Source organism: Shewanella sp. SACH (assembly GCF_001887095.2).
Lineage (GTDB): Bacteria > Pseudomonadota > Gammaproteobacteria > Enterobacterales > Shewanellaceae > Shewanella > Shewanella baltica.
Genome location: NZ_MPDG02000006.1, coordinates 64,818 through 84,991, shown reverse-complemented (window position 1 = coordinate 84,991; position 20,174 = coordinate 64,818). Strand labels below are relative to the sequence as shown.

At 47.4% G+C, this 20,174-nt stretch carries 20 protein-coding genes; 10 read left to right on the top strand and 10 right to left on the bottom strand.

Annotation, left to right across the window (positions count from 1 at the left end; all coding sequences use genetic code 11):
* Nucleotides 1-255 precede the first annotated feature (255 nt).
* Nucleotides 256-735 (top strand): GNAT family N-acetyltransferase, encoded by a 480-nt coding sequence (locus tag BM607_RS18495; protein ID WP_087486584.1) that lies wholly within the window; start codon nucleotides 256-258, stop codon nucleotides 733-735.
* Between the two features lie 32 nt (nucleotides 736-767).
* Here the strand turns inward: BM607_RS18495 and BM607_RS18490 are convergent, their stop codons facing one another.
* Nucleotides 768-1,973, bottom strand: a complete 1,206-nt coding sequence (locus BM607_RS18490; protein ID WP_071940457.1) for a benzoate/H(+) symporter BenE family transporter — start codon at nucleotides 1,971-1,973, stop codon at nucleotides 768-770.
* A gap of 163 nt (nucleotides 1,974-2,136) precedes the next feature.
* On the opposite strand from BM607_RS18490, the gene BM607_RS18485 reads away from it, so the two are divergent.
* The 3 genes from BM607_RS18485 to BM607_RS18475 all read left to right on the top strand — a co-directional run bounded on the left by BM607_RS18485 (nucleotide 2,137) and on the right by BM607_RS18475 (nucleotide 3,433).
* Nucleotides 2,137-2,712, top strand: coding sequence for an XRE family transcriptional regulator (locus BM607_RS18485; protein ID WP_071940458.1), 576 nt, complete (start codon nucleotides 2,137-2,139; stop codon nucleotides 2,710-2,712).
* Nucleotides 2,713-2,857: 145 nt separating this feature from the next.
* Nucleotides 2,858-3,181: a rhodanese-like domain-containing protein gene (locus tag BM607_RS18480; RefSeq protein ID WP_011845563.1), complete on the top strand. Its 324-nt coding sequence runs from the start codon at nucleotides 2,858-2,860 to the stop codon at nucleotides 3,179-3,181.
* 66 nt (nucleotides 3,182-3,247) lie between these two features.
* Nucleotides 3,248-3,433: a hypothetical protein gene (locus BM607_RS18475; protein WP_071940459.1), complete on the top strand. Its 186-nt coding sequence runs from the start codon at nucleotides 3,248-3,250 to the stop codon at nucleotides 3,431-3,433.
* Nucleotides 3,434-3,586: 153 nt separating this feature from the next.
* Here the strand turns inward: BM607_RS18475 and azoR are convergent, their stop codons facing one another.
* The 6 genes from azoR to BM607_RS18445 form a co-directional block, all read right to left on the bottom strand.
* Nucleotides 3,587-4,183 (bottom strand): FMN-dependent NADH-azoreductase, encoded by a 597-nt coding sequence (azoR, locus tag BM607_RS18470; protein ID WP_006079792.1) that lies wholly within the window; start codon nucleotides 4,181-4,183, stop codon nucleotides 3,587-3,589.
* A 159-nt stretch (nucleotides 4,184-4,342) separates the two neighbouring features.
* Nucleotides 4,343-4,798 carry a thioesterase domain-containing protein gene (locus BM607_RS18465; RefSeq protein WP_071940460.1) on the bottom strand — a complete coding sequence of 152 codons (456 nt, stop codon included), beginning with the start codon at nucleotides 4,796-4,798 and terminating at the stop codon, nucleotides 4,343-4,345.
* Nucleotides 4,799-4,945: 147 nt separating this feature from the next.
* A complete protein-coding gene (gene dtd, locus BM607_RS18460) occupies nucleotides 4,946-5,383 on the bottom strand; it encodes a D-aminoacyl-tRNA deacylase (RefSeq protein WP_011982175.1) in 438 nt (145 codons plus the stop codon).
* 17 nt (nucleotides 5,384-5,400) lie between these two features.
* Nucleotides 5,401-6,006, bottom strand: a complete 606-nt coding sequence (locus tag BM607_RS18455; RefSeq protein ID WP_071940461.1) for a hypothetical protein — start codon at nucleotides 6,004-6,006, stop codon at nucleotides 5,401-5,403.
* Nucleotides 6,003-6,956 (bottom strand): alpha/beta fold hydrolase, encoded by a 954-nt coding sequence (locus BM607_RS18450; protein WP_071940462.1) that lies wholly within the window; start codon nucleotides 6,954-6,956, stop codon nucleotides 6,003-6,005. The genes BM607_RS18455 and BM607_RS18450 overlap by 4 nt, the downstream gene beginning before the upstream one ends.
* A gap of 36 nt (nucleotides 6,957-6,992) precedes the next feature.
* Nucleotides 6,993-7,964 carry a virulence factor BrkB family protein gene (locus BM607_RS18445; protein ID WP_071940463.1) on the bottom strand — a complete coding sequence of 324 codons (972 nt, stop codon included), beginning with the start codon at nucleotides 7,962-7,964 and terminating at the stop codon, nucleotides 6,993-6,995.
* 81 nt (nucleotides 7,965-8,045) lie between these two features.
* Here BM607_RS18445 and BM607_RS18440 point away from each other — a divergent pair, with 81 nt between their 5' ends.
* Complete coding sequence (locus BM607_RS18440; RefSeq protein ID WP_006079786.1) at nucleotides 8,046-8,267, top strand: hypothetical protein; 222 nt, start codon at nucleotides 8,046-8,048, stop codon at nucleotides 8,265-8,267.
* Nucleotides 8,268-8,296: 29 nt separating this feature from the next.
* On the top strand, nucleotides 8,297-8,950 hold the full coding sequence (locus BM607_RS18435) for a DUF2959 domain-containing protein (protein WP_006079785.1): 654 nt from the start codon (nucleotides 8,297-8,299) through the stop codon (nucleotides 8,948-8,950).
* Nucleotides 8,951-9,180: 230 nt separating this feature from the next.
* On the opposite strand, the gene BM607_RS18430 is transcribed toward BM607_RS18435, so the two are convergent.
* Nucleotides 9,181-10,341 carry a PLP-dependent aspartate aminotransferase family protein gene (locus tag BM607_RS18430; protein WP_006086582.1) on the bottom strand — a complete coding sequence of 387 codons (1,161 nt, stop codon included), beginning with the start codon at nucleotides 10,339-10,341 and terminating at the stop codon, nucleotides 9,181-9,183.
* A gap of 18 nt (nucleotides 10,342-10,359) precedes the next feature.
* Nucleotides 10,360-11,364: a 2-oxoglutarate and iron-dependent oxygenase domain-containing protein gene (locus tag BM607_RS18425; RefSeq protein WP_071940464.1), complete on the bottom strand. Its 1,005-nt coding sequence runs from the start codon at nucleotides 11,362-11,364 to the stop codon at nucleotides 10,360-10,362.
* Between the two features lie 367 nt (nucleotides 11,365-11,731).
* On the opposite strand from BM607_RS18425, the gene BM607_RS18415 reads away from it, so the two are divergent.
* Complete coding sequence (locus tag BM607_RS18415; RefSeq protein WP_071940466.1) at nucleotides 11,732-12,946, top strand: 4Fe-4S binding protein; 1,215 nt, start codon at nucleotides 11,732-11,734, stop codon at nucleotides 12,944-12,946.
* Between the two features lie 176 nt (nucleotides 12,947-13,122).
* On the top strand, nucleotides 13,123-14,145 hold the full coding sequence (locus BM607_RS18410; protein WP_071940467.1) for a diguanylate cyclase: 1,023 nt from the start codon (nucleotides 13,123-13,125) through the stop codon (nucleotides 14,143-14,145).
* 288 nt (nucleotides 14,146-14,433) lie between these two features.
* Here BM607_RS18410 and typA read toward each other — a convergent pair whose 3' ends face one another.
* Complete coding sequence (typA, locus tag BM607_RS18405; protein ID WP_071940506.1) at nucleotides 14,434-16,245, bottom strand: translational GTPase TypA; 1,812 nt, start codon at nucleotides 16,243-16,245, stop codon at nucleotides 14,434-14,436.
* A 1,023-nt stretch (nucleotides 16,246-17,268) separates the two neighbouring features.
* On the opposite strand from typA, the gene glnA reads away from it, so the two are divergent.
* Nucleotides 17,269-18,678, top strand: a complete 1,410-nt coding sequence (glnA, locus tag BM607_RS18400; protein ID WP_006079778.1) for a glutamate--ammonia ligase — start codon at nucleotides 17,269-17,271, stop codon at nucleotides 18,676-18,678.
* Between the two features lie 260 nt (nucleotides 18,679-18,938).
* Nucleotides 18,939-20,135, top strand: a complete 1,197-nt coding sequence (locus BM607_RS18395; RefSeq protein ID WP_087486577.1) for a dicarboxylate/amino acid:cation symporter — start codon at nucleotides 18,939-18,941, stop codon at nucleotides 20,133-20,135.
* The last annotated feature ends 39 nt before the right edge of the window (nucleotides 20,136-20,174 follow it).

The window sequence follows — 20,174 nt, the reverse complement described above, 5'->3', positions numbered from 1 at the left end:
AGGCTTTCAACTCCGTTGGGCGTCATGGCAGCTTGTAAAAATACAAGCAAAAAGGATAGGACGAGCAATCCTCCTTGGTCGACTCATGATCAAAAAGCAGGGGGGTGAAGCCCCACGACTTTTGCTTTGATTAACATTTTGTGGCTTAGGATTTGCTTATCCACAGCGGCGCATTGGCAAACAGATAATAAAGCGATGCAGCCATTATGGATAAGCCACAATAATAGGGAGCACCGAACTGCCATGAGACTCACCATGAAAGCCACGATGAAAGTTACTATGAAAATCACCTTAGATGACCTTAAAGGGCCAGAGATAGCGGCATTGCTGAAAGAACACCTCGAGGATATGCGAGCAACTTCACCGCCTGAAAGCGTTCACGCATTAGATCTTGATGGCCTGCGTCAACCCAATATTCGCTTTTGGACCCTGTGGGATGGCAATAATTTAGCGGGCTGCGGTGCACTAAAATGGTTAGATGCCGAGCACGCCGAGATCAAATCCATGCGCACCGCCGCGCCCTATAAACAGCAAGGTATAGCATCTAAAATATTGCAGCACTTGATTAACGATGCCAAAAGCGCTGGCGTCAAACGTCTGAGTCTAGAGACAGGTTCGATGGACTTCTTCAACCCTGCACGTATGCTATACAGCAAATTTGGTTTTGAAATCTGTGGCCCCTTCGACGGCTACCAACTCGACCCCAATAGCGTGTTTATGACAAAGAAAATCTAAAAAATATGCGCCTTAGTCCTTGAAATTCATCTCTAAGGCGCTTTGCTGCAGTTAGTATTCGCTCGCTTCACCACAGCTGCAGTTCTGTGCCCGTTCCACCAATGGATAATAAACCCAAGCAACAGTCCCCAAAATGCGCTGCCGATACCCAGCACACTAAAACCTGATGCCGTGACCAAGAAAGTGATCACCGCTACTTCGCGATCTTCGGTTTTAGCTAATGCGGCAGTCAGGCTATTGGCGATAGTGCCAAGCAGCGCTAATCCGGCGATGGCCAGTACTAATTCCTTCGGGAAAGCGGAAAACAGACCAACCACAGTGGCGCCGAGTAACCCAGTGATAAAGTAAAATACGCCGCCCCACACTGCCGCCCAGTAACGGGTCGCGGGATTCGGGTCAGCTTCTTTACCCATGCAAATAGCCGCTGTGATGGCGGATAAGTTAAAGGCAAAACCGCCAAAGGGCGCCAGAATTACCCCGATTAGCCCTGTGCTCGTGATCAAAGGTGAAATAGGCGGCCTGTAGCCATTACCGTGCAGCGCAGCAACGCCCGGCATATTTTGCGAGGCCATAGTGACCACAAACAGCGGTAACGCCACGCCAATCACACTCGCCAGCGAAAACTCAGGCATGGTCCATACCGGCATCGCCAGTTGCAACTGAACGGCATCTAACTTGAGTAAATCTAATTGAAAGCTCATGCCGATGCCCACCAGCAAGATCAGCAAGATGATGTAGCGCGGCGCAAAAGGTTTAACCACGACAAACACCAACAGCATGATCAATATGAGGCTCAGCTGGGTTTGCATAGCCTGAAATAGCCCTAGGCCAAATTGCAGCAGGATCCCCGCCAACATGGCTGAAGCGACTGACTGCGGCATGATGCGAATAAGTTTATCCATCCAGCCCGCCACCCCACAAAGGGTAATTAAAATCGAACTCACCAGAAACGCGCCTATGGCTTGGTTGACGCTCAATCCCGCTAGGCTGGTCACCATCAGCGCCGCGCCCGCTGTCGACCAAGCCGTTAGAATAGGATTCTTGTAGTAAAGCGATAACCCTATGCTGGTCACGCCCATGCCCACACCTAAAGCCCACAGCCATGAACTAATCTGTGCAGGTGTCGCCCCCACGGCCTCCGCCGCTTGAAAGATAATCACAGCTGAGCTGCTATAACCCACTAATACTGCAATAAAACCCGCTGATATTTTTGACAAACTCCATGCATCTCGCCACATATCCACTCCCTTTCTCTGCAATTGATGTCGCCACCACGTTGTGCGCTATCACTTATCAAATGAACAAGATCGCCTTCGTGCGCTATAACGTACGAGATGGACAAGATAGCACCTGTGCGTTATAACGTACAAACTAAATTTTCATAAAAATGATGGGGCCATTGTGCAGACGATAAACAGCTATCTCGCCACCACACTCAAAGCACTTCGTAACCAAAAAGGATGGAGTTTAGATAAAGCCGCTCAAGAGACGGGCGTCAGCAAGGCCATGATAGGACAAATCGAGCGCGGCGAATCTAGCCCAACCATTGCGACGCTGTGGAAAATTGCCAGTGGATTCAATATCTCGCTTTCGACCTTTCTCGAGCCCACGCCCCAGAGCCAAGGCGCAGTATTCCGTAAACCCGACGAATTACGCCAACAACCCGCCACCGACGGCATGTTAGTTGCGTCACTGTTTCCCTTTGAAGACCGCTTTGGTTTTGAGATGTTTGAACTCACTCTACTGCCAAACTATGAGCGGCTTTCTGAGCCCCATGAAGCTGGCGTCACTGAACATGTCATTGTATTAAGCGGCACGATGGAAGTGTTAGTCGATGGACAGTGGCAAACGCTAAAGCAAGGTGAAGCGGTGCGATTTGCGGCCGACAAACCCCATGGCTATCGCAATCTCAACGACCAAGCTGTGGTCTTCCACGACATCATTCACTATCAACGAGGCTGTGAATCTAGCTTGTAGCAGCTTATCTAACGCCAGTAATGCAGAGTTCGGGATCTTGCACGGCCAAAGACCAAACCATTACTACCGATAATCTGCAACGCTTGCACTCACCAATTCATTAGAATAAACTTATTGAAAATTTTCTAATGGTAGGAGCAATGCTATGTTTCAATCTTTACTGGCTAAGTTATCCGGCAGTCAATCGGGCGAAAAGTGTTGGCAATTGATTGAGCAAGGCGCACGGGTGATTGATGTGCGTTCACCAGAGGAATTTGCCTCCGGTCATTTGCCCCAAGCCATTAATGTGCCATTGCCAACACTCGACCAATGGTTGCATCAAGTAGACAATAAACAGCATCCCTTCGTGCTCTACTGTGGCGCGGGTATTCGAGCGCAAAAAGGCTGCGATATCCTCAAGGCCAATGGTTTTGGCTGCGTGGTGAATGGCGGTTCGCTCAAAGATTTAGTCTGCTGCCAACCGAGCTAATTTAAACCTTGGTTGTTCGGCAACAATCTGTATGTAGTGATAGTTTAGATATCTGCGAGGTGATGTATGCATAAAACGAATCATGCCAAAGCGTTGCAGTTTGAAGCCGCACAGGTTAACCCTGCTGAAAAGCCGCATGAAACTGACCGCCCTGCACGCTTTAGCATCAGTCGTAACCGCGACCAAGCCAGCACTAAGGTGCGTTATGTTGAGACTAGCGCCCTTGCTAAAGGCTGCAGCCTTTGCGAATAAACGGCTAAGTCTGCGACTTAAACCTAGTAGCTCAAACCTAACCACTTAAGCCAAGCGTGCTTAGCTTAAATAAACATACAAAAATGCCAGCCCATTAACGGCTGGCATTATTTATTCAGCTAAATCAAATGACTCAGCTAATCAATGGGCCAATTAAGCCTTCAGCTGATCGATGCTGTGTTTCGCTTCGCTCATGCCTTTGTCGTGTGCTTCAGGACCCATGTTCAGCGCTTCGGCGTAAACCACTTCAACATTAGTGATACCAATAAAGCCTAAAACCGTTTTCAAGTAAGGTACAACGTGATCCGTTGGGCCATCTTTGTGAGCGCCGCCACGGGTCGTCACTAACACAGCGCGTTTACCTTCCACTAATCCTTTTGGACCCGTTTCAGTGTAAGTAAAAGTCACACCAGCGCGGGCAATGAAATCAATCCAGTTTTTAAGTTGAGCCGGAATAGTGAAGTTATACATAGGCGCTGCGATAACAATAGTGTCGTTCGCTTTTAATTCAGCAACTAAGGTATCTGATAATGCGAGCATTTCTTGCTGACGTGCCGACAATTCTGCACCACCACGTAAACCAGAAGCGATTTCACCGTCTACCATAGGCAGCACGTCTTTACCGCCTAAATCACGTACTGTGATAGCGGCGCCTTGGGTTTCCCAGTGGCTAGCTAAGTGGTCAATTAACACGGCAGATTGTGAATAACCGCCAAGAATGCTTGATTTTAAAATTAAGACTTTAGACATAATCTGCTCCGAAAATAGGTAAATGACTCAGAGTCAGATGGAATATCTCAACTCTATGACGCTAGTATATTCGCCCATAAAAAAGAAATAAAGTGGATAAAATTTGAGATTCACTTCGATTTTTTAGAAAGGTTATAGGTTGTTGCGACGTGCTATAAATTAACTCGCTTTCGGCGCACTGACATACAGACCTTCGAATACCGCACAAAGCTTAGCATCACAATACAATTGCACAGCTAACTTCACTTTAACTCTGCGCCCCCTTTGCAACGGGCTGAGATCCACAGTTGGCCATTGCACTGTTACCACAGGATCACAACTCACTGGGGCGAGATAACGAATATGGGCATCGGCGAGCACAATGTCACCCGCAACGCCAGCTAACTGCTGGTTCAGCCACACAGAGCCCCAGCCAGTTAAGGTCATCAAGGTATAAATGCTGCCGGCAAACATGGTCTGATGCAGATTAATATTGGGCGCTATCGGCGCAGTGACTCGAAATTCACCTTCACAGTAATCGAGTGGCGCAATCTGCATAAATTCACTAACAGGAATAGTACTGTGCCACGTCTGGCGTAATTGAGTGAGTAATTGAGTAAGTAGTAATTCATCCATGTGCATTTACCTCGATACAACCCTCTTCACAGCTAACACCGAATAAGTTCAACACTCTATCCCCCAGAAAAACCACGCGATGACTAATGTAATAGCTAACGTAATAGCTAGCACAATAACTAACGCAATCACTCGCGCGATAAGAAGCTACACCTGCAGATTAAAAGTCACAGGGCCATCATTGACTAAGGACACTTGCATATCAGCGCCGAATTGTCCGGTTTCTGTGGTCACACCCTTAGCGCGGCAAAATGCGACAAACTCTTCATACAGTGCCAAGGCTTGATCCGGCGTACCGGCGCCCGAAAAACTAGGTCTCAAGCCACGGCCCGTATCGGCGGCCAAGGTAAATTGCGACACCACTAACAAAGAGCCACCGACTTGCTCTAGGTTGAGATTCATCTTGCCATTTTCATCGGAAAACACGCGATAACTCATCACTTTAGTTGCCAGTTTTTCCATCTTCTCGCGGGTATCCTGCTGCTCGACGCCCAGCAGAACCAACAGGCCCTTATCGATTGCACCTATGGTTTGATTATCGACAACCACACTGGCGCGGCTCACTCTTTGAATTAACGCAATCACAACTTTTCCTTTTTAGATTAAGGCTTAACGGGAACCATTTGCTGCATGAGCGGGATAGGACGAATATATTGATCGATGCCATCTGGCAGGGATTGCGCGACTTGTGCCAAACCGCCATTGGTCCATAACATAAAGCGACGTAACTCTTCGATTTCAACACGGTCGGCAAAGGTGACTGTGCCTTGTATTTGGATCACAGCGCCTTGGTCCAGCAACACGAACTTGGCAAAATTAAGCTTTTGATTCAAAGTGCCAATCACCACAGGCAGCTCTTGGCTAGCCTGTAATTGCGGATGCACGGCATAGAAACGATTCATTAAAATACGGTCAATGCCCGCAGAATTAATACTCGGCTCAAGCAAAAACTGGTTGTCGCCAAACTGCACCGCAACTTTCGTCGGCGCAACCTTGGTGGCCAAGTAGTTAGCGTTAATCAACGCTTGATACAAGCGCTCAGCGGCAGCTTCATTGGTCAATCCACCCAGTTCAACGACTTTGGGCGCGACAGGTGCACTCACGGTCTCCTGAGCCACCACTGGGTCAATCGCGCTGGTTTGCGAGGGCGCCGTGGCGGCACAGGCAGTTAATCCGAGTAAACTGGCACTGATGAGCAATGTTTTCATTGTATTTCCCTTTGATGTATCCACGACCACATAGCATGGATTTCTGCTGTGACCGCCAAAAACAACGACTCGCTATTGAGCATATGTCCGCCGTCGGCAACAGATTGAATCGTAATAGCATGCTCTAGCCCAGCCACAAAATCGCGCAATAGCGCCGCTGGGCAAATCGCATCCTGCATTCCTTGCAATAACACACTACGCGCCTTCACCCTAGGCGTCACGCGTTGCAACACACTCATGGCATTGAAGTAATCATGCCGAGCAAAGTGCAATTCAATATCCGCTAACGCTAATACTGGGTCGGGTAACTGTCTTGGCAACACCAATCTCGCCCCCGCGAGCTTTAGCTCCCACTGAACCCAACGCCGCGCAAAATGGTGCCGCAGGTTTTCATCGGCCGATGCCAAACCTTGATGGTACGAATCCAGCAGTTCAGTCAGCGATGGCGCAACAGGCGTATTGCCACTGAAGAGTCGATAAGCCGCAGGTTGCAATTTTGCCGCGCCGTCAGCGCCATAGAGCCAATTGATGCCTTCTTTAGACGGAATAAATAACGCCCACAGCACTTGTGCTATCACCCGTTCGGGAAATAATCCGCTGTAAATTAAGCCTAAGGTGGCCCCAAAGGAGCCGCCCGCTAAACACCAGCGCTCAATACTTAACGCGAGGCGAATCGCCTCCATATCGCAGATCAAACCATTAAGATGATTATGGGCTAAATCGCCAAAGGGCAAGGATTGTCCAGAACCTCGTTGATCTAACAGCAAAATCCAATATTGTTCGCCATTAAATAAGGCTAAATCACCGATATCACAACCCGCTCCCGGACCACCGTGCAAATATAACAGCGGGATACCTTGAGGATTTCCGTATTGTGCCAGATGTAATTGCTGACCATTGCCAACGCTAAACCAGTCGCGGCGGATAAAAGGGGGAAAGGATTCAGGCATTAAGTGTTATCGCCATTGCTTAACCGTTTAGGGATGTCATTCCGATTTCGCCACGGCCTTGAGTGCCGTCACCTCTGCCGACGTTAATACTGACGACGAATCACCTAGGCTGGCATCTGCTAATGGCTTGGCATTCAGGGCCGTTTCGTCATCTGAGCTCGATTCATAATCTAAATATTCTGGCATAGCCGCGGTAATTTCCGCGCCGAGCAACACTATCATCCACGATAAATACACCCAGACAAACACTATGGGGATCGTCGCGAGCGCGCCGTAGATGGCTTCATAACTTGGAAACTGAGTCACGTACAAGGCAAAGCCTTTTTTACCTAACTCAAATAAGAGCGCGGCCACAATCGCCCCCAATAACGCATGTAAAAACTTCACCTTCTGATTCGGCACCACCATGTATAACAGCAGGAATGCGGCAACTGAAAACAACATGGGCAAGCGCGCAATAAAAATCGGCAACATGCCCGATAAAGCTTCAGCTTCAAACACCTTTAGTGAAATCACATAGGAGGATGCGACCAAACTCGCCCCGACCAATACCGGCCCTAACGTTAGCACCATCCAATACATTGAAAATGCGACCACCACGGAACGCTTCTCTTTAGTGCGCCAAATGTTATTGAGTGATTTGTCGATGGCGGAAATCAGCATAATGGCAACCACCACTAAAGCCGCGATCCCCACGGCTGTGCCCTTAGACGCATTGCCCACAAATTCATTGATATACACTTGCACTGTGTCGCCAGCAGCGGGTAAAAAGTTTTCGTAAACAAAGCCTTCTATCTGCCCACGTATGCCCTTAAACACCGGAAAAGCCGACAGCATAGACATAGTCACGGCCACCATAGGCACGAGTGACAATAGCGTGACATAGGCCAAATGTCCGGCGCGGATATTGATCTGATCTTCCACTAAACGCCGCCTTAAATGCAGCAGGAAGTGCCAGATCCCGAGGAATAAGACGCGAATTTGTGCCAGTTCTATCTTCTTAGTCACGGGTTTCTCTTGATTCTGTTGGTATAGACTCGTTATCTTCGTACAATAAACACTTAATTTACAAGTCTAAGGAGTGAATTGATGTCTCAACAAGGATCTGCGGGTAACGTTATTTCCGCTATTGCTAGCCTATTTTTCCCTGGGTTAGGCCAACTATTACAAGGCCGCATTATGGCCGCACTGTTATTTTTCATTATCACAGTGGTGGGTTATGCCCTCTGGTGGCTAATTGTGCCCGCAGTAATAGGTGCTATCTTTCATCTGTGGAGCATTATCGATGCGGCCCGATTTAAGGCCGATTAATTTCAATTCACTCAGTGACGGAATACCCAATGAAAAGACTGATAACTTCAGGCCTGATTGCCGCAAGCCTCCTGCTCAGTGGTTGCCAAAGTGCCTATTACGGCGCGATGGAAAAGGTCGGTTACCATAAACGCGATATTATGGTCGACAGAGTTAAAGACGCGAAAGAATCCCAAGAGGACGCCCAAAAAGAGTTCAGCTCGGCCCTCGAAGAGATGCAAGCCCTGCTCAACCACGATGGCGGCAACCTAGAAAAAGCCTATAACAAGGCTAAGGATGAATACGAGTCGGCCCAAAGCGCCGCAGATAACGTCAGCAACCGCATCAAAAAAGTCGAAGATGTAGCCGAAGCGTTATTCGATGAGTGGCAAGATGAAATTGGCGAGATCAGCAAAGCCAGCCTGCGCCGTAACAGTGAAGCTAAGCTCAAAGAAACCCGCCGCGCCTACGAACAATTGATCAAAAGCATGCACCGCGCCGAATCAAAAATGCCGCCCATCCTCACCGCCATGAAAGACAACATGCTGTATCTCAAGCATAACTTGAACGCCCAAGCCATTGGTGCGATCAAAGGCGAATTTGCCAGCCTGCAAACCGATATTTCGGGCCTGATTAAAGAGATGAACAAATCGATTAACGAGTCGAACAAATTTATCGAGTCACTCGAAAAATCAAAAAGTTAGCTTGAATACAATTGACTCATTCGAGGCGCAAGCTGTTAGTTTCAATTAAAGAAAACAGAACTAACAGCTTGGGCTAACTCATCGCCGCTTAATATGAGTCATTGTTAGTGAGTTGCTGACATTGCACATCACACTAAGTGATTGACCATTCATCAAATTATCCCGCAGGAAAAATCTACCGCGAGTTGTACACACGATCTTAGCTACAGGCCGGATTCAAATTATCCGTCTTATATCGCTAATGCTTGTTCAAGATCGGCGATTAAATCTTGAGGATCTTCAACGCCAATACTCAGTCTGATCAAGTTATCATTCACCCCAGACGCTAGCCTGCTCGCGACATCCATTGCCGCATGCGTGGTACTTGCTGGGTGGCAAGCTAAGCTTTCTAGATCGCCTAAACTGACCGCTTGAGTAAATAGGTTTAAATTATCTAAAAACTGCGCCGCTCGGCTAAACCCGCCTTCAAGCTCAATACTCACCATACCGCCAAAGGCATTTATCGTTTCACTCAAAACTTGATGCCCTGGGTCCTGTGAAAGCCCTGGATAATAGACTTTTGCGACGTTCGGATGTGATGCTAAAAAAGCAGCGACTTTAGCGGCTCCCGCAAGATGGGCATCCATTCGCAACGCTAAAGTACGTAAACCGCGCTGCAGTAAATAGGCTTCCTGTGGCCCAATAGCAGCCCCAATATGCTTAAGTGCTATGGTGCGAATTGGCTGCATTAATGCTTTACGGCCCGCGACCACACCTGCGATTAAATCACCATGCCCACTTAAATATTTAGTGGCACTGTGCATCACGATATCTATGCCATGTTCCAGCGGTTTGAATAAATACGGCGTTAAAAACGTATTATCACAAATGGTGATTGCCCCAACCCGCTCAGCGGCGAGCTTTACCTTACGATAATCACTGACTTTTAACGTCGGATTGGTAATAGGCTCAAATAAGATAATTTTTGTCTCTGGGCTTATCTCAGACAATAAATGGTCGTCATCTTGATAACGGCGCACTGTAATGCCCGCGCGGGTCAGCGTTTGGATTAGAAATGCCGCAGTACCACCATATACAGGATCGATAAATGCGATCTCATCACCTTGACTGGCCAAGGCATAGAAAATACTGCTGATTGCCGCCATACCACTCGCAACAACGAGCGCGTCATCAGCACCCTCTAGCTGGGCCAATTGGTGTTCGAGTGCCTGTACAGTGGGGTTCGCCATACGACTGTAGATAAACCCCGGCTGTTCACCGGCAAAACGCGCTCGACCATCTTCGGCACTGCCATAGGCAAAAGTGCTACTTTGATAGATAGGTGTTGTGAGCGCACCCGTTGAGTTTTCAGCGGTATGATGGGTGTGAAGTAATTTGGTTTTAAACTGCATAATAGATCCTAATAACAATTAAATAGCATTGGCAAATGAGGCGTAATGCGCTTTCGCAACATCAGGATGTGAGCGTAAACGCCCTTTTAATACGTTTTGGCCAACTTGGTGAAAGAGTGGATTTAATGGATCGCTTGCAGGCCCTTGGGCTTGGCGTGCCAAATACTCAGGCAAGGGTAATAAGGGAACCGTAGCGTTCAACTGTGCCGCCATAAAAAAGGCGCAAGAGTAGCGCTCAACTCCAGCAGGTGGGCTAGTGACCCTGTGATAAGTGGCTTTTAAATACCCATTAGAGGCTAACTCAAGTAACTCACCTATGTTAACAACAAAGGCGCCCTCCAAGGGCGGTATGCTTAACCAACCTTCGTCAGTCTGAACTTCTAAACCCGATTGCTTATCTTGCAGCACTAAGGTGAGGTAGCCAGGATCTTTGTGCGCTCCCACCCCTTGACCAGAAACCTGTCCATTCGCACTTGGATAACGGATAAGCTTCATGTGTTGATATGGGCCAGCATCAATCGTGGCATCGAATGCGGTCTCTGATTGCTCTAATGCGACAGCGAGCGCCTTCAATAGCGTAACACTGGTATCGGCTAAGTCCTGTTGCCATTCCAATAAAATCGTTTTCATCTGCGGTAATTGGGACGGCCATTGGTTAGGTCCTTGTAATTGCGACCATTTGGGCACATCCGAACGCGGAGGATTAGCGATTTCCTCTTGCATTATGTCAAATTGCTCACGCAAATCCGGCTTCCCTAAGGTCAATTCACCTTGTAAACGGGTATAACCACGAAAATGAGGCGTGTTCGTCATTTTCACCGCGAGCTTATCGGCGAGAGGGAGCGCAAAGAAATCCCTAGCTAACTGAAGTACTTGCTGCTGTCTCGCGAGCTCAATGCCATGGCCAGTTAAATAGAAAAAACCTATCCTTCTAGCTGCATCGGCAAGTTTAGTAATGAAGGCGTGACGACTTTGCCCACCCGCATGCCAATCGCTTAAATTCAATATCGGTAATTGTTCCATCAATGACTCCAATTCAACGCATGATTTGAGTCGGATTCTATGCCTTTATAAGGTAATGGATAACGAATCAATAACTATTTGATATATCAAACAGGAATATTAGATCATTTGGGTATATAGACATCTAGGCTTCCATACTTCCCTTTCACTTGTCGATGAGTCGTAACGTTGCTCATCTCGCCTCCCTGCAATCCCTTCTTTTTTTGTGCAAGCCCAAAACACTTGGCTTTGTGAGCTATGGCGCGCTTTAGTGGATTGATAGCACCAATCTTAGACCTGTCGCACAATTTCACTTAGTACTCAAAAACTTATCATCAGTTCATCACTCAGACACTGTACTCGTTACTCATTCGCTGTATTCATCACTATGACTTTTATCGAATCACTCACCCTGATGTTGGCACTCATGTATCTCGCCTCCCTCAGCTATTGGAGCGGCCAGAAATGGGGCGCTGCCGCCACACTGTTACTCAGCGTCGGCGCCGTCGCGATTAGCCTTTACTGGCCATTGGCGCTCGGACTGATTATTGCGTTGCCGTTGGCATTATTGGGGCATAAATTTGCGCCAGATTCCTTCAAGGGTGAGATTAAGATAAACACCCTGCGGGAAGGCACTCAGCATGTCTTAGCGCTATCGCTTTTGCTGGTTGCCGTGCAATACACAATCAACACCATACTGCTTAAGCAAGGGATCACACCTTGGCTCATGCGCCCCGATGTGGTCGATGCTTTCCTGCCGATTGCTGGCGGCATTGAGCTTAAGGCTATTGTCAGCCTGAATTTATGGGATCAAACCCATCCTGCGGCGGCGGTGATGTTAGCTGCGGTGTTACTCACAGGATTACTCTGCAAGCGAGCATTTTGTGGTTGGGCTTGCCCATTAGGTTTGGCAGGGGAATATCTGTATGCCTTTAGAAAACGCTTTATTAAATCAGAACTAACACCACCCGCTTGGCTCGATTGGCCACTGCGTATGCTCAAGTATCTATTGCTACTTGGCCTCTGTTACATAGTGATTGGTATGCCAGCGCAATCGATTCCTAATTATCTCGATGGCAATTACCATAAGATTGCCGACTTGAAGATGGCACTGTTTTTCCTAACACCTAGTCTAATTACTTTATTAGTATTTACGCTGATCCTTGCCTTAGCCGCATGGCGCCGTCAGGGATTCTGCCGTTACTTGTGCCCCTATGGTGCCATGCTCGGGATCTTAAGTTTTGCGAGTCCCTTAAAAATCCGCCGCGATACACAGCACTGCCTTATCGAAGCAAAAGGAATGAAATGCGACAAGTGCAGCCGCGCCTGCCCAGCAAACATCATAGTGCATACCAAAACCACGGTTCGCAGTGACGAATGCCAAGCCTGTATGCGCTGCGTCGCCGCTTGTCCAAAATCTGCCGCCCTTGGCCTAGGACTTAAATCCGGCCACAGACTCGGCCACAAGGGATTGCTGGCATTAGTGCTAATCGCATTATTTATTCTGCCGCTGGGCGCTTACTTAGCGGGTTTCTGGCATAGCCAAACACCCGACAATATCCGCATGGAACTGATCCAAGTGATAGATAGAGTTGGGCATTAGCTAATCCCCAAAAAAGCACACTGCAGATAATGACTTACATCACTATCTGCAGTATTTTTAATATATAAGTCATAACATTGACTACAATCAGGCAACCACTCGATTTTATCGCAGATACTATTCCCTATACGGATACTAGAAAAGTGGTTTTATGTTCCCTAACATGGAGCTAGCCTATGCGACCCGACCGACAGCAGCTGATCCGTTCGTTATTTGACGAATATATTGAGATGTATTCCTCCCGCGATGACAGGCTAACCCACCGCTTTAGTGAGAATTTTAGCGGCTATGCTGGCAGTAGTGACCAGCTTGTCACCGACAGGAAAGAATGGGTGCGGATCACTCGGCAGGACTTTGCACAAGTGCCTGAGCGGATCCACATCGAAATGTTAGATCTCTCCATACAAGATCTTGCCGACAACCTAGTGGTTGTGACTGCCTTTTTCCATATCCACTTACCCATCCCTAATCCCATGTTTTCCCGCGAAACGGCACGGCTAGTGTTGATATTTCGTCTAGAACACAAAGACTGGATGATTGCCCACAGTGGCATATCCATCCCCTACGGCTTAGCCCACAAGGGAGAGATTTACCCGATAGCGCGATTAGAAGAGCGTAATGTCGAGCTTGAATCCATGATCAAGGCACGAACCTGTGAGCTGGCAGAAGCCAATAGGCAACTCGAAATACTCAGCAATACCGATGGTTTAACCAATATCGGCAACCGCCGCCTATTTGACATGATGTTACAAACGGAGTGGAGCCGAGGACAAAGGAGCAATTCCTCACTGGCCCTCATCATGCTCGATATTGACCACTTCAAACAATTTAACGATCACTATGGCCACCTCGCCGGCGATGATTGCCTTAAACAACTGGCCAGTACTTTATCCCAATCGGGCCGCAGGGCCGGCGAACTCGTGGCTCGCTACGGCGGTGAAGAATTTGTCATTCTGTTACCCAATATCGACAAACAAACGGTACTCGACACAGCGCAGCATATTCATCAGTTGATCCAAGCCATTGCCATTCCACACGCGAATACCGACCTTAGTATTGTGACCGTCAGTGCAGGAGTCGCTTATTTGCAACCCTCAAACCAACAAAGCCATTTAGAGTTAGTTCGCCAAGCCGATGCCGCGCTTTACCGTGCAAAATCAGCAGGCCGCAATTGCATACGGGTGATGGATGAGGAGTAATACAGGATCTCAAGATTCAGCATTTTTAACTAATCGCCGGCATACCCTATTTTCTCATTGCAGAACAACAGAGTTACAACGTTGAGCAGAGCCCAACGTGCCACAGAGAATATATGCAGCAAGAACTAAGCTTTTAGCGATATAACGAATAAAACTCCACATCAGCTCCATAGCGCAAAGTATCGATATGCCAATGACCAAATAACTCCCAACAAAAAGCCCCACATAGTTTCCTATGCAGGGCTTTTTAAACCGATTGACTCACCTTAAAGGCGAGTCAGACGATCATTAAGCGCGGTTAAAGCGCTTACGATCGTTTTCAGTCAAGTGTTTCTTACGAACACGAATGTTCTTAGGCGTTACTTCAACTAATTCGTCATCATCGATGAACTCAAGCGCTTGCTCAAGTGTCATGGTAATTGGCGTAGTCAGTACTTGAGCTTCGTCAGTACCAGAAGCACGCATGTTGGTCAGCTGCTTACCTTTCAGACAGTTAACTGTCAGATCGTTTGAGCGAGCGTGGATACCAACTACTTGGCCTTCGTATACTTCAGCGGCATGACCGATAAAGAGACGACCGCGATCTTGTAGACCGAACAGTGCGAAGGTCAGAGCCTTACCAGTAGCGTTAGAGATCAATACGCCGTTAGCGCGTTGACCGATATCGCCACCTTTGTGTGGACCGTAATGGTCGAACGAGTGGTAGATTAGACCTGTACCAGAAGTCGCAGTTAAGAATTCAGTTTGGAAACCGATTAAACCACGGCTTGGGATGATGAAGTCGATACGTACACGACCTTTACCATCAAGCTGCATGTCTTTCATTTCAGCTTTACGGGTACCTAACTTCTCGATCACTGTGCCTTGATCTTCTTCTTCAACGTCAACAGTCAACGTCTCGTATGGTTCACACAGTTCACCGTCGATGGTTTTCAGAATTACTTCTGGACGTGATACGGCTAACTCGTAACCTTCACGACGCATGTTTTCAATCAGGATTGATAAATGCAATTCACCACGACCAGATACGCGGAAGCGATCTGGACTTTCTGTTTCTTCAACACGCAGTGCCACGTTGTGGACTAATTCTGTTTGCAGACGTTCCAGAATGTTACGTGAAGTCACATACTTACCTTCTTTACCAGCAAAAGGTGAAGTGTTAACTTGGAAAGTCATAGTCAGAGTGGGTTCATCAACAGTCAAAGCAGGCATTGCTTCTACTGCGCCAACGGCACAGATAGTGTCAGAAATTTTCAGCTCGCCTAAACCTGTGATAGCAACGATGTCGCCCGCGTTAGCAATTTCAACTTCAGTACGGTCTAGACCCATGTAACCTAATACTTGGCCCATTTTACCGTTACGAGTTTTGCCATCAGCGCCAATAATGGTCACTTGTTGGTTAGTTTTAACGCTACCACGCTTGATGCGGCCGATACCGATAACACCCACGTATGAGTTGTAGTCGATTTGCGAAATTTGCATCTGGAACGAACCTTCGGCGTCAGCATCTGGGAAAGATACTTTTTCAACGATAGTTTGGAACAACGGCGTCATATCATCGCTCGCTACATCCGGATCTAAAGTTGCAAAACCGTTTAACGCAGAAGCGTAAACGATTGGGAAATCTAACTGCTCGTCGGTTGCGCCTAAGTTGTCGAACAGGTCGAATACTTGGTCGATAACCCAATCTGGGCGTGCACCTGGACGGTCAATCTTGTTGATAACAACGATTGGCTTTAAGCCTTGAGCAAACGCTTTCTTTGTTACGAAGCGAGTTTGTGGCATTGGACCGTCAACGGCATCAACCAGCAATAATACTGAGTCAACCATAGACAGAACACGCTCAACCTCACCACCGAAATCGGCGTGGCCTGGGGTATCAACGATGTTAATACGGTAGTCGTTCCACTTGATGGCAGTATTCTTTGCCAGAATCGTGATCCCACGTTCCTTTTCAAGATCGTTGGAGTCCATCACCCGCTCAGTGGCTTCTCCTCGGGTTGCAAGGGTGCCTGACTGTGACAGCAACTTGTCTACCAGGGTCGTTTTGCCATGGTCAACGTGTGCAATAATGGCGATGTTACGTAAATTCTCTAGCACGGATAAACCTCTTACCATCAAACAAAAATAGGGATATTTCAGTAATTCGTTATGGCGATCTAGCTCGATCCGCCACAATAAAAAGCGTGCCATTCTACTCCAGAGCGGCCTTGGCGCACAGGATTATTTTTGAACACTTATAAAACAATCCGCCAATCCTTGGGTAATTCCTGCCAATATTCCATTGAGTGAAATCCTCTACCGCCACAGTTAAAGCACTGTTCAATTGCCATATTCGTAGGGAAAATCAGAGTTAAGCAGCTGAATTTGCTATTTTTCATACTCTAGACGCAAACCATTTCTGCTGATTTAAACATCAATTAAAATTGATGTCACCGCGATGAAATCATCTCGCCGAGAAACAGCAATAAATTCTAGCGTACATTTAACTGAGCATTCATATTGGCGTTTATGACCGCGAAAACTGAATGTCTTTAAGACTCACTTCATTGTCACGCTATACCTTTATTACGCATCATTGATTCACTTGGTCTGTGAACAGCAAAGACATTTCGCACATGAGAACGAACTCTTTCCTAATAATATGATAATAAACCACTATTGGATTGAGAATGCGTGGCATAGTTGGACAGACTAGCGTGGTTTTATGACAATTTTGCGGCGGCGAAACAGCCCAGAGAAATAGTCCAGTTCTGTGCTGAAAAGATGTGCGAGATTCAGTGCTGCTGTCCTTATGCGACTAATGTAAGCCAAGGCGTCACTGCCATCTCACTGCCACATAAGCAGTGCATGTTATTACTTTGGATCCAAGCCTAGGTTTGCATGAATCAATTCAGTGCGCACCAAAATGGATTGATGCACCAAAATGCCACAGCCAAAAGCACCATAGTGGTGCAAACACGAATCCAATTAAGTGCAGAAAAGATTTTAAACCATGTTAATCAGCTAGTTAAATTATTGGCATGGATATCGCTTTATCGCTTGTAAGTTTGGCTCAAGATAAATCACTTGAGTTAAAAGATTATAGAAGGGGCATCCCTTTACCCTACCGGAGGCTTGAGAATGTCAGTTGAATCAGTTTTAAAGCAACTTGAAGAATTAGAAGTTAAGTTCGTTGATTTACGTTTTACCGACACTAAAGGTAAAGAGCAGCACGTATCTATTCCTTCTCATCAGGTAGATGCTGATTTCTTCGAAGACGGCAAAATGTTTGACGGTTCTTCTATCGCAGGTTGGAAGGGCATTAACGAATCAGACATGGTACTGATGCCAGATCCAACGACATTCGTACTGGATCCTTTCACCGAAGAAACCACAGCGCTGATCCGTTGTGACATTCTTGAACCAGGTACTATGACGGGTTATGACCGTGACCCACGTTCAATTGCTAAAAAAGCAGAAGCTTACCTAATCTCTACTGGTATCGCTGATACTGTTTTGATTGGCCCAGAACCAGAATTCTTCCTATTTGATGATGTCCGTTTCGGTACTGACATGTCAGGTTGTTTCGTTAAGATCGACGCTAAAGAAGCGGCTTGGAACTCAGGCACTAGCTACGAAGGCGGCAACACAGGTCACCGTCCATTCACTAAAGGCGGTTACTTCCCAGTTGCACCGGTTGACTCATCACAAGACCTACGTAGCGCTATGTGTTTAGTGCTTGAAGAAATGGGTCAAGTGGTTGAAGCGCATCACCACGAAGTGGCGACTGCGGGTCAAAACGAAATCGCAACTCGCTTCAACACGTTAACTAAGAAAGCGGATGAAATCCAAATTCTGAAGTACGTAGTGCACAACATGGCACACGCTTACGGTAAGACGGCGACTTTCATGCCTAAACCCATCGTTGGCGACAACGGTAGCGGCATGCACGTTCACCAATCTCTGGCGAAAGACGGTGTTAACTTGTTCGCTGGCGACAAATACGCGGGTTTAAGTGAAACAGCTCTGTACTACATAGGTGGTATCATCAAGCACGCTCGCGCGCTGAACGCTTTCACTAACCCAAGCACTAACTCTTACAAGCGTTTAGTGCCACACTTTGAAGCACCTGTTATGTTGGCCTACTCTGCCCGTAACCGCTCTGCATCAATCCGTATTCCAGTGGTACCAAGCCCTAAAGGCCGTCGAATCGAAGCGCGTTTCCCTGATCCACATGCAAACCCATACTTAGGTTTCGCAGCGCTGCTGATGGCCGGTCTTGACGGTATCCAAAACAAGATCCACCCAGGTGAAGCGATGGACAAAGATCTGTACGATCTGCCTCCAGAAGAAGCGGCTGAAATCCCACAAGTGGCAACGTCATTAGAAAACGCCCTTGAAAACCTGCAAGCTGACCATGAGTTCCTGACTAAAGGCGGCGTGTTCAGTGAAGATTTCATCCAATCTTATATCGTACTGAAAACAGCAGAAGCTGAGCGCGTAGCACGTACAACTCACCCACTTGAGTTTGAAATGTACTACAGCCTGTAAGCCACTGGCTTAAGATGTTTAAAGCCCCGACTTGTCGGGGCTTTTTTATAGATGAAGCTTTGACTAGCTATAAAGCCAAATCCATTAATCATAAAAAATCAAAATCCATCACGTCTAGATTTCAAACCTTTTCGATTTAAAATCAATCACACCTTGCACTCACTCAGTGCAATCGCTAGCTTGATAATGTCCATGCAGCACGATTAATCCTGATCACTTGGGCGCATCTTATTCATAAAAATAACAATAGGCGTTTACCTATGTGGCAAAAGATAAAACCTTATAAAGATTCCATCGTGCTGCTCACCGCGTTGTTACTGGGCGGCGTGCTCGGTGTCGGGTTGCCAGAACTGGCGCTCAAGCTCAAACCTTTAGGGCAAATTTTTCTAAACCTGTTGTTTATGATTATCGTACCGCTGGTCGCCATTAGCGTGACCTCCTCCATTGCTCGCATGACGGATTTGAAGAAACTCGGCGCTCTGTTAGTGTCAATCATGGCGGTGTCGATTGTGATGGCGATTATCCCCGCCGTTGGCATTATCGGGCTGGCCTTATTTTTCGACCCCGCCCAAGGTGTTACCTTAGATCTCAATCAAACCATCAGCGATACTGCGGGGACGATGGATTTTGTCGGCCTGCTGACCACCAATGACTTTTCAGGTTTATTATCAAAATCCAATATCTTAGCCCTGATCATCATGTCGGTTATTGCGGGGATTGCGATAGGTCAATCGGGGGAAGATGGCAGAAAAGTCTCGGCATTACTCGACAGTTTTAATACCGTCATCATGAAGATAGTCTCGATCATTATGGTGGCAGCGCCCGTGGGACTCGGTGCCTATTTCGCCTCGACAATGGCAAGCCAAGATCCCCAGCTCGTTGTCACCTTTGCCCGCGCCGTTGGCCTATTTATGGTCGCCTGTTTTATTTATCTAACCGTGGGTTCTACCTTTTACGCTTGGCTTGGCGGTGGCACTCAAGGGGTTAAACAATTCTGGCGCTTCGCCCTCGAACCCGCAGTGACCGCACTGGGCACCACATCATCACTCGCCACCCTACCAGTCACCTTGAGAACCGCGCTGAAGATGGGCATTAAACCCGAAATCGCCGACATCAGCCTGCCATTATTGGTCAATTTAAATAAGGGCGGCGCCTCAATCATCACAGCCCTAAAAATCGTGTTTATCTACTCGTTACTCGGATTAGATTTCACCGTCGATGTGTTTATGGTGACCATACTGATTTCGGTTCTATCGGCCTTTATCATAGGCGGCGTGCCGGGCGGCGCTTTCCTCGGAGAGATTTTTATCGTCACGACCTTAGGCTTGCCAATGGAAACCATACCAATTTTAGTGGTGATAGGGGCGATTACCGATGCGCCATCGACGGTCATTAACGTGGTACACGACTTGAACGCCTGTCAGATCATCGAGCGGCTAAATCGCAAACGACTCTAAAAAAATGCCCAAACACTCAGGTTTGGGCATAGCTATTTA

Bases quoted from the DNA above. Each gene is read 5' to 3' on its own strand.
- BM607_RS18495 (WP_087486584.1), top strand. From the start codon at position 256: ATGAAAGCCACGATGAAAGTTACTATGAAAATCACCTTAGATGACCTT.
- BM607_RS18490 (WP_071940457.1), bottom strand. From the start codon at position 1,973: ATGTGGCGAGATGCATGGAGTTTGTCAAAAATATCAGCGGGTTTTATT.
- BM607_RS18455 (WP_071940461.1), bottom strand. From the start codon at position 6,006: ATGAAAACATTGCTCATCAGTGCCAGTTTACTCGGATTAACTGCCTGT.
- BM607_RS18415 (WP_071940466.1), top strand. From the start codon at position 11,732: ATGACTTTTATCGAATCACTCACCCTGATGTTGGCACTCATGTATCTC.
- BM607_RS18435 (WP_006079785.1), top strand. From the start codon at position 8,297: ATGAAAAGACTGATAACTTCAGGCCTGATTGCCGCAAGCCTCCTGCTC.
- BM607_RS18410 (WP_071940467.1), top strand. From the start codon at position 13,123: ATGCGACCCGACCGACAGCAGCTGATCCGTTCGTTATTTGACGAATAT.
- azoR (WP_006079792.1), bottom strand. From the start codon at position 4,183: ATGTCTAAAGTCTTAATTTTAAAATCAAGCATTCTTGGCGGTTATTCA.
- BM607_RS18480 (WP_011845563.1), top strand. From the start codon at position 2,858: ATGTTTCAATCTTTACTGGCTAAGTTATCCGGCAGTCAATCGGGCGAA.
- BM607_RS18440 (WP_006079786.1), top strand. From the start codon at position 8,046: ATGTCTCAACAAGGATCTGCGGGTAACGTTATTTCCGCTATTGCTAGC.
- BM607_RS18430 (WP_006086582.1), bottom strand. From the start codon at position 10,341: ATGCAGTTTAAAACCAAATTACTTCACACCCATCATACCGCTGAAAAC.
- BM607_RS18465 (WP_071940460.1), bottom strand. From the start codon at position 4,798: ATGGATGAATTACTACTTACTCAATTACTCACTCAATTACGCCAGACG.
- glnA (WP_006079778.1), top strand. From the start codon at position 17,269: ATGTCAGTTGAATCAGTTTTAAAGCAACTTGAAGAATTAGAAGTTAAG.
- BM607_RS18425 (WP_071940464.1), bottom strand. From the start codon at position 11,364: ATGGAACAATTACCGATATTGAATTTAAGCGATTGGCATGCGGGTGGG.
- BM607_RS18395 (WP_087486577.1), top strand. From the start codon at position 18,939: ATGTGGCAAAAGATAAAACCTTATAAAGATTCCATCGTGCTGCTCACC.
- BM607_RS18475 (WP_071940459.1), top strand. From the start codon at position 3,248: ATGCATAAAACGAATCATGCCAAAGCGTTGCAGTTTGAAGCCGCACAG.
- BM607_RS18450 (WP_071940462.1), bottom strand. From the start codon at position 6,956: ATGCCTGAATCCTTTCCCCCTTTTATCCGCCGCGACTGGTTTAGCGTT.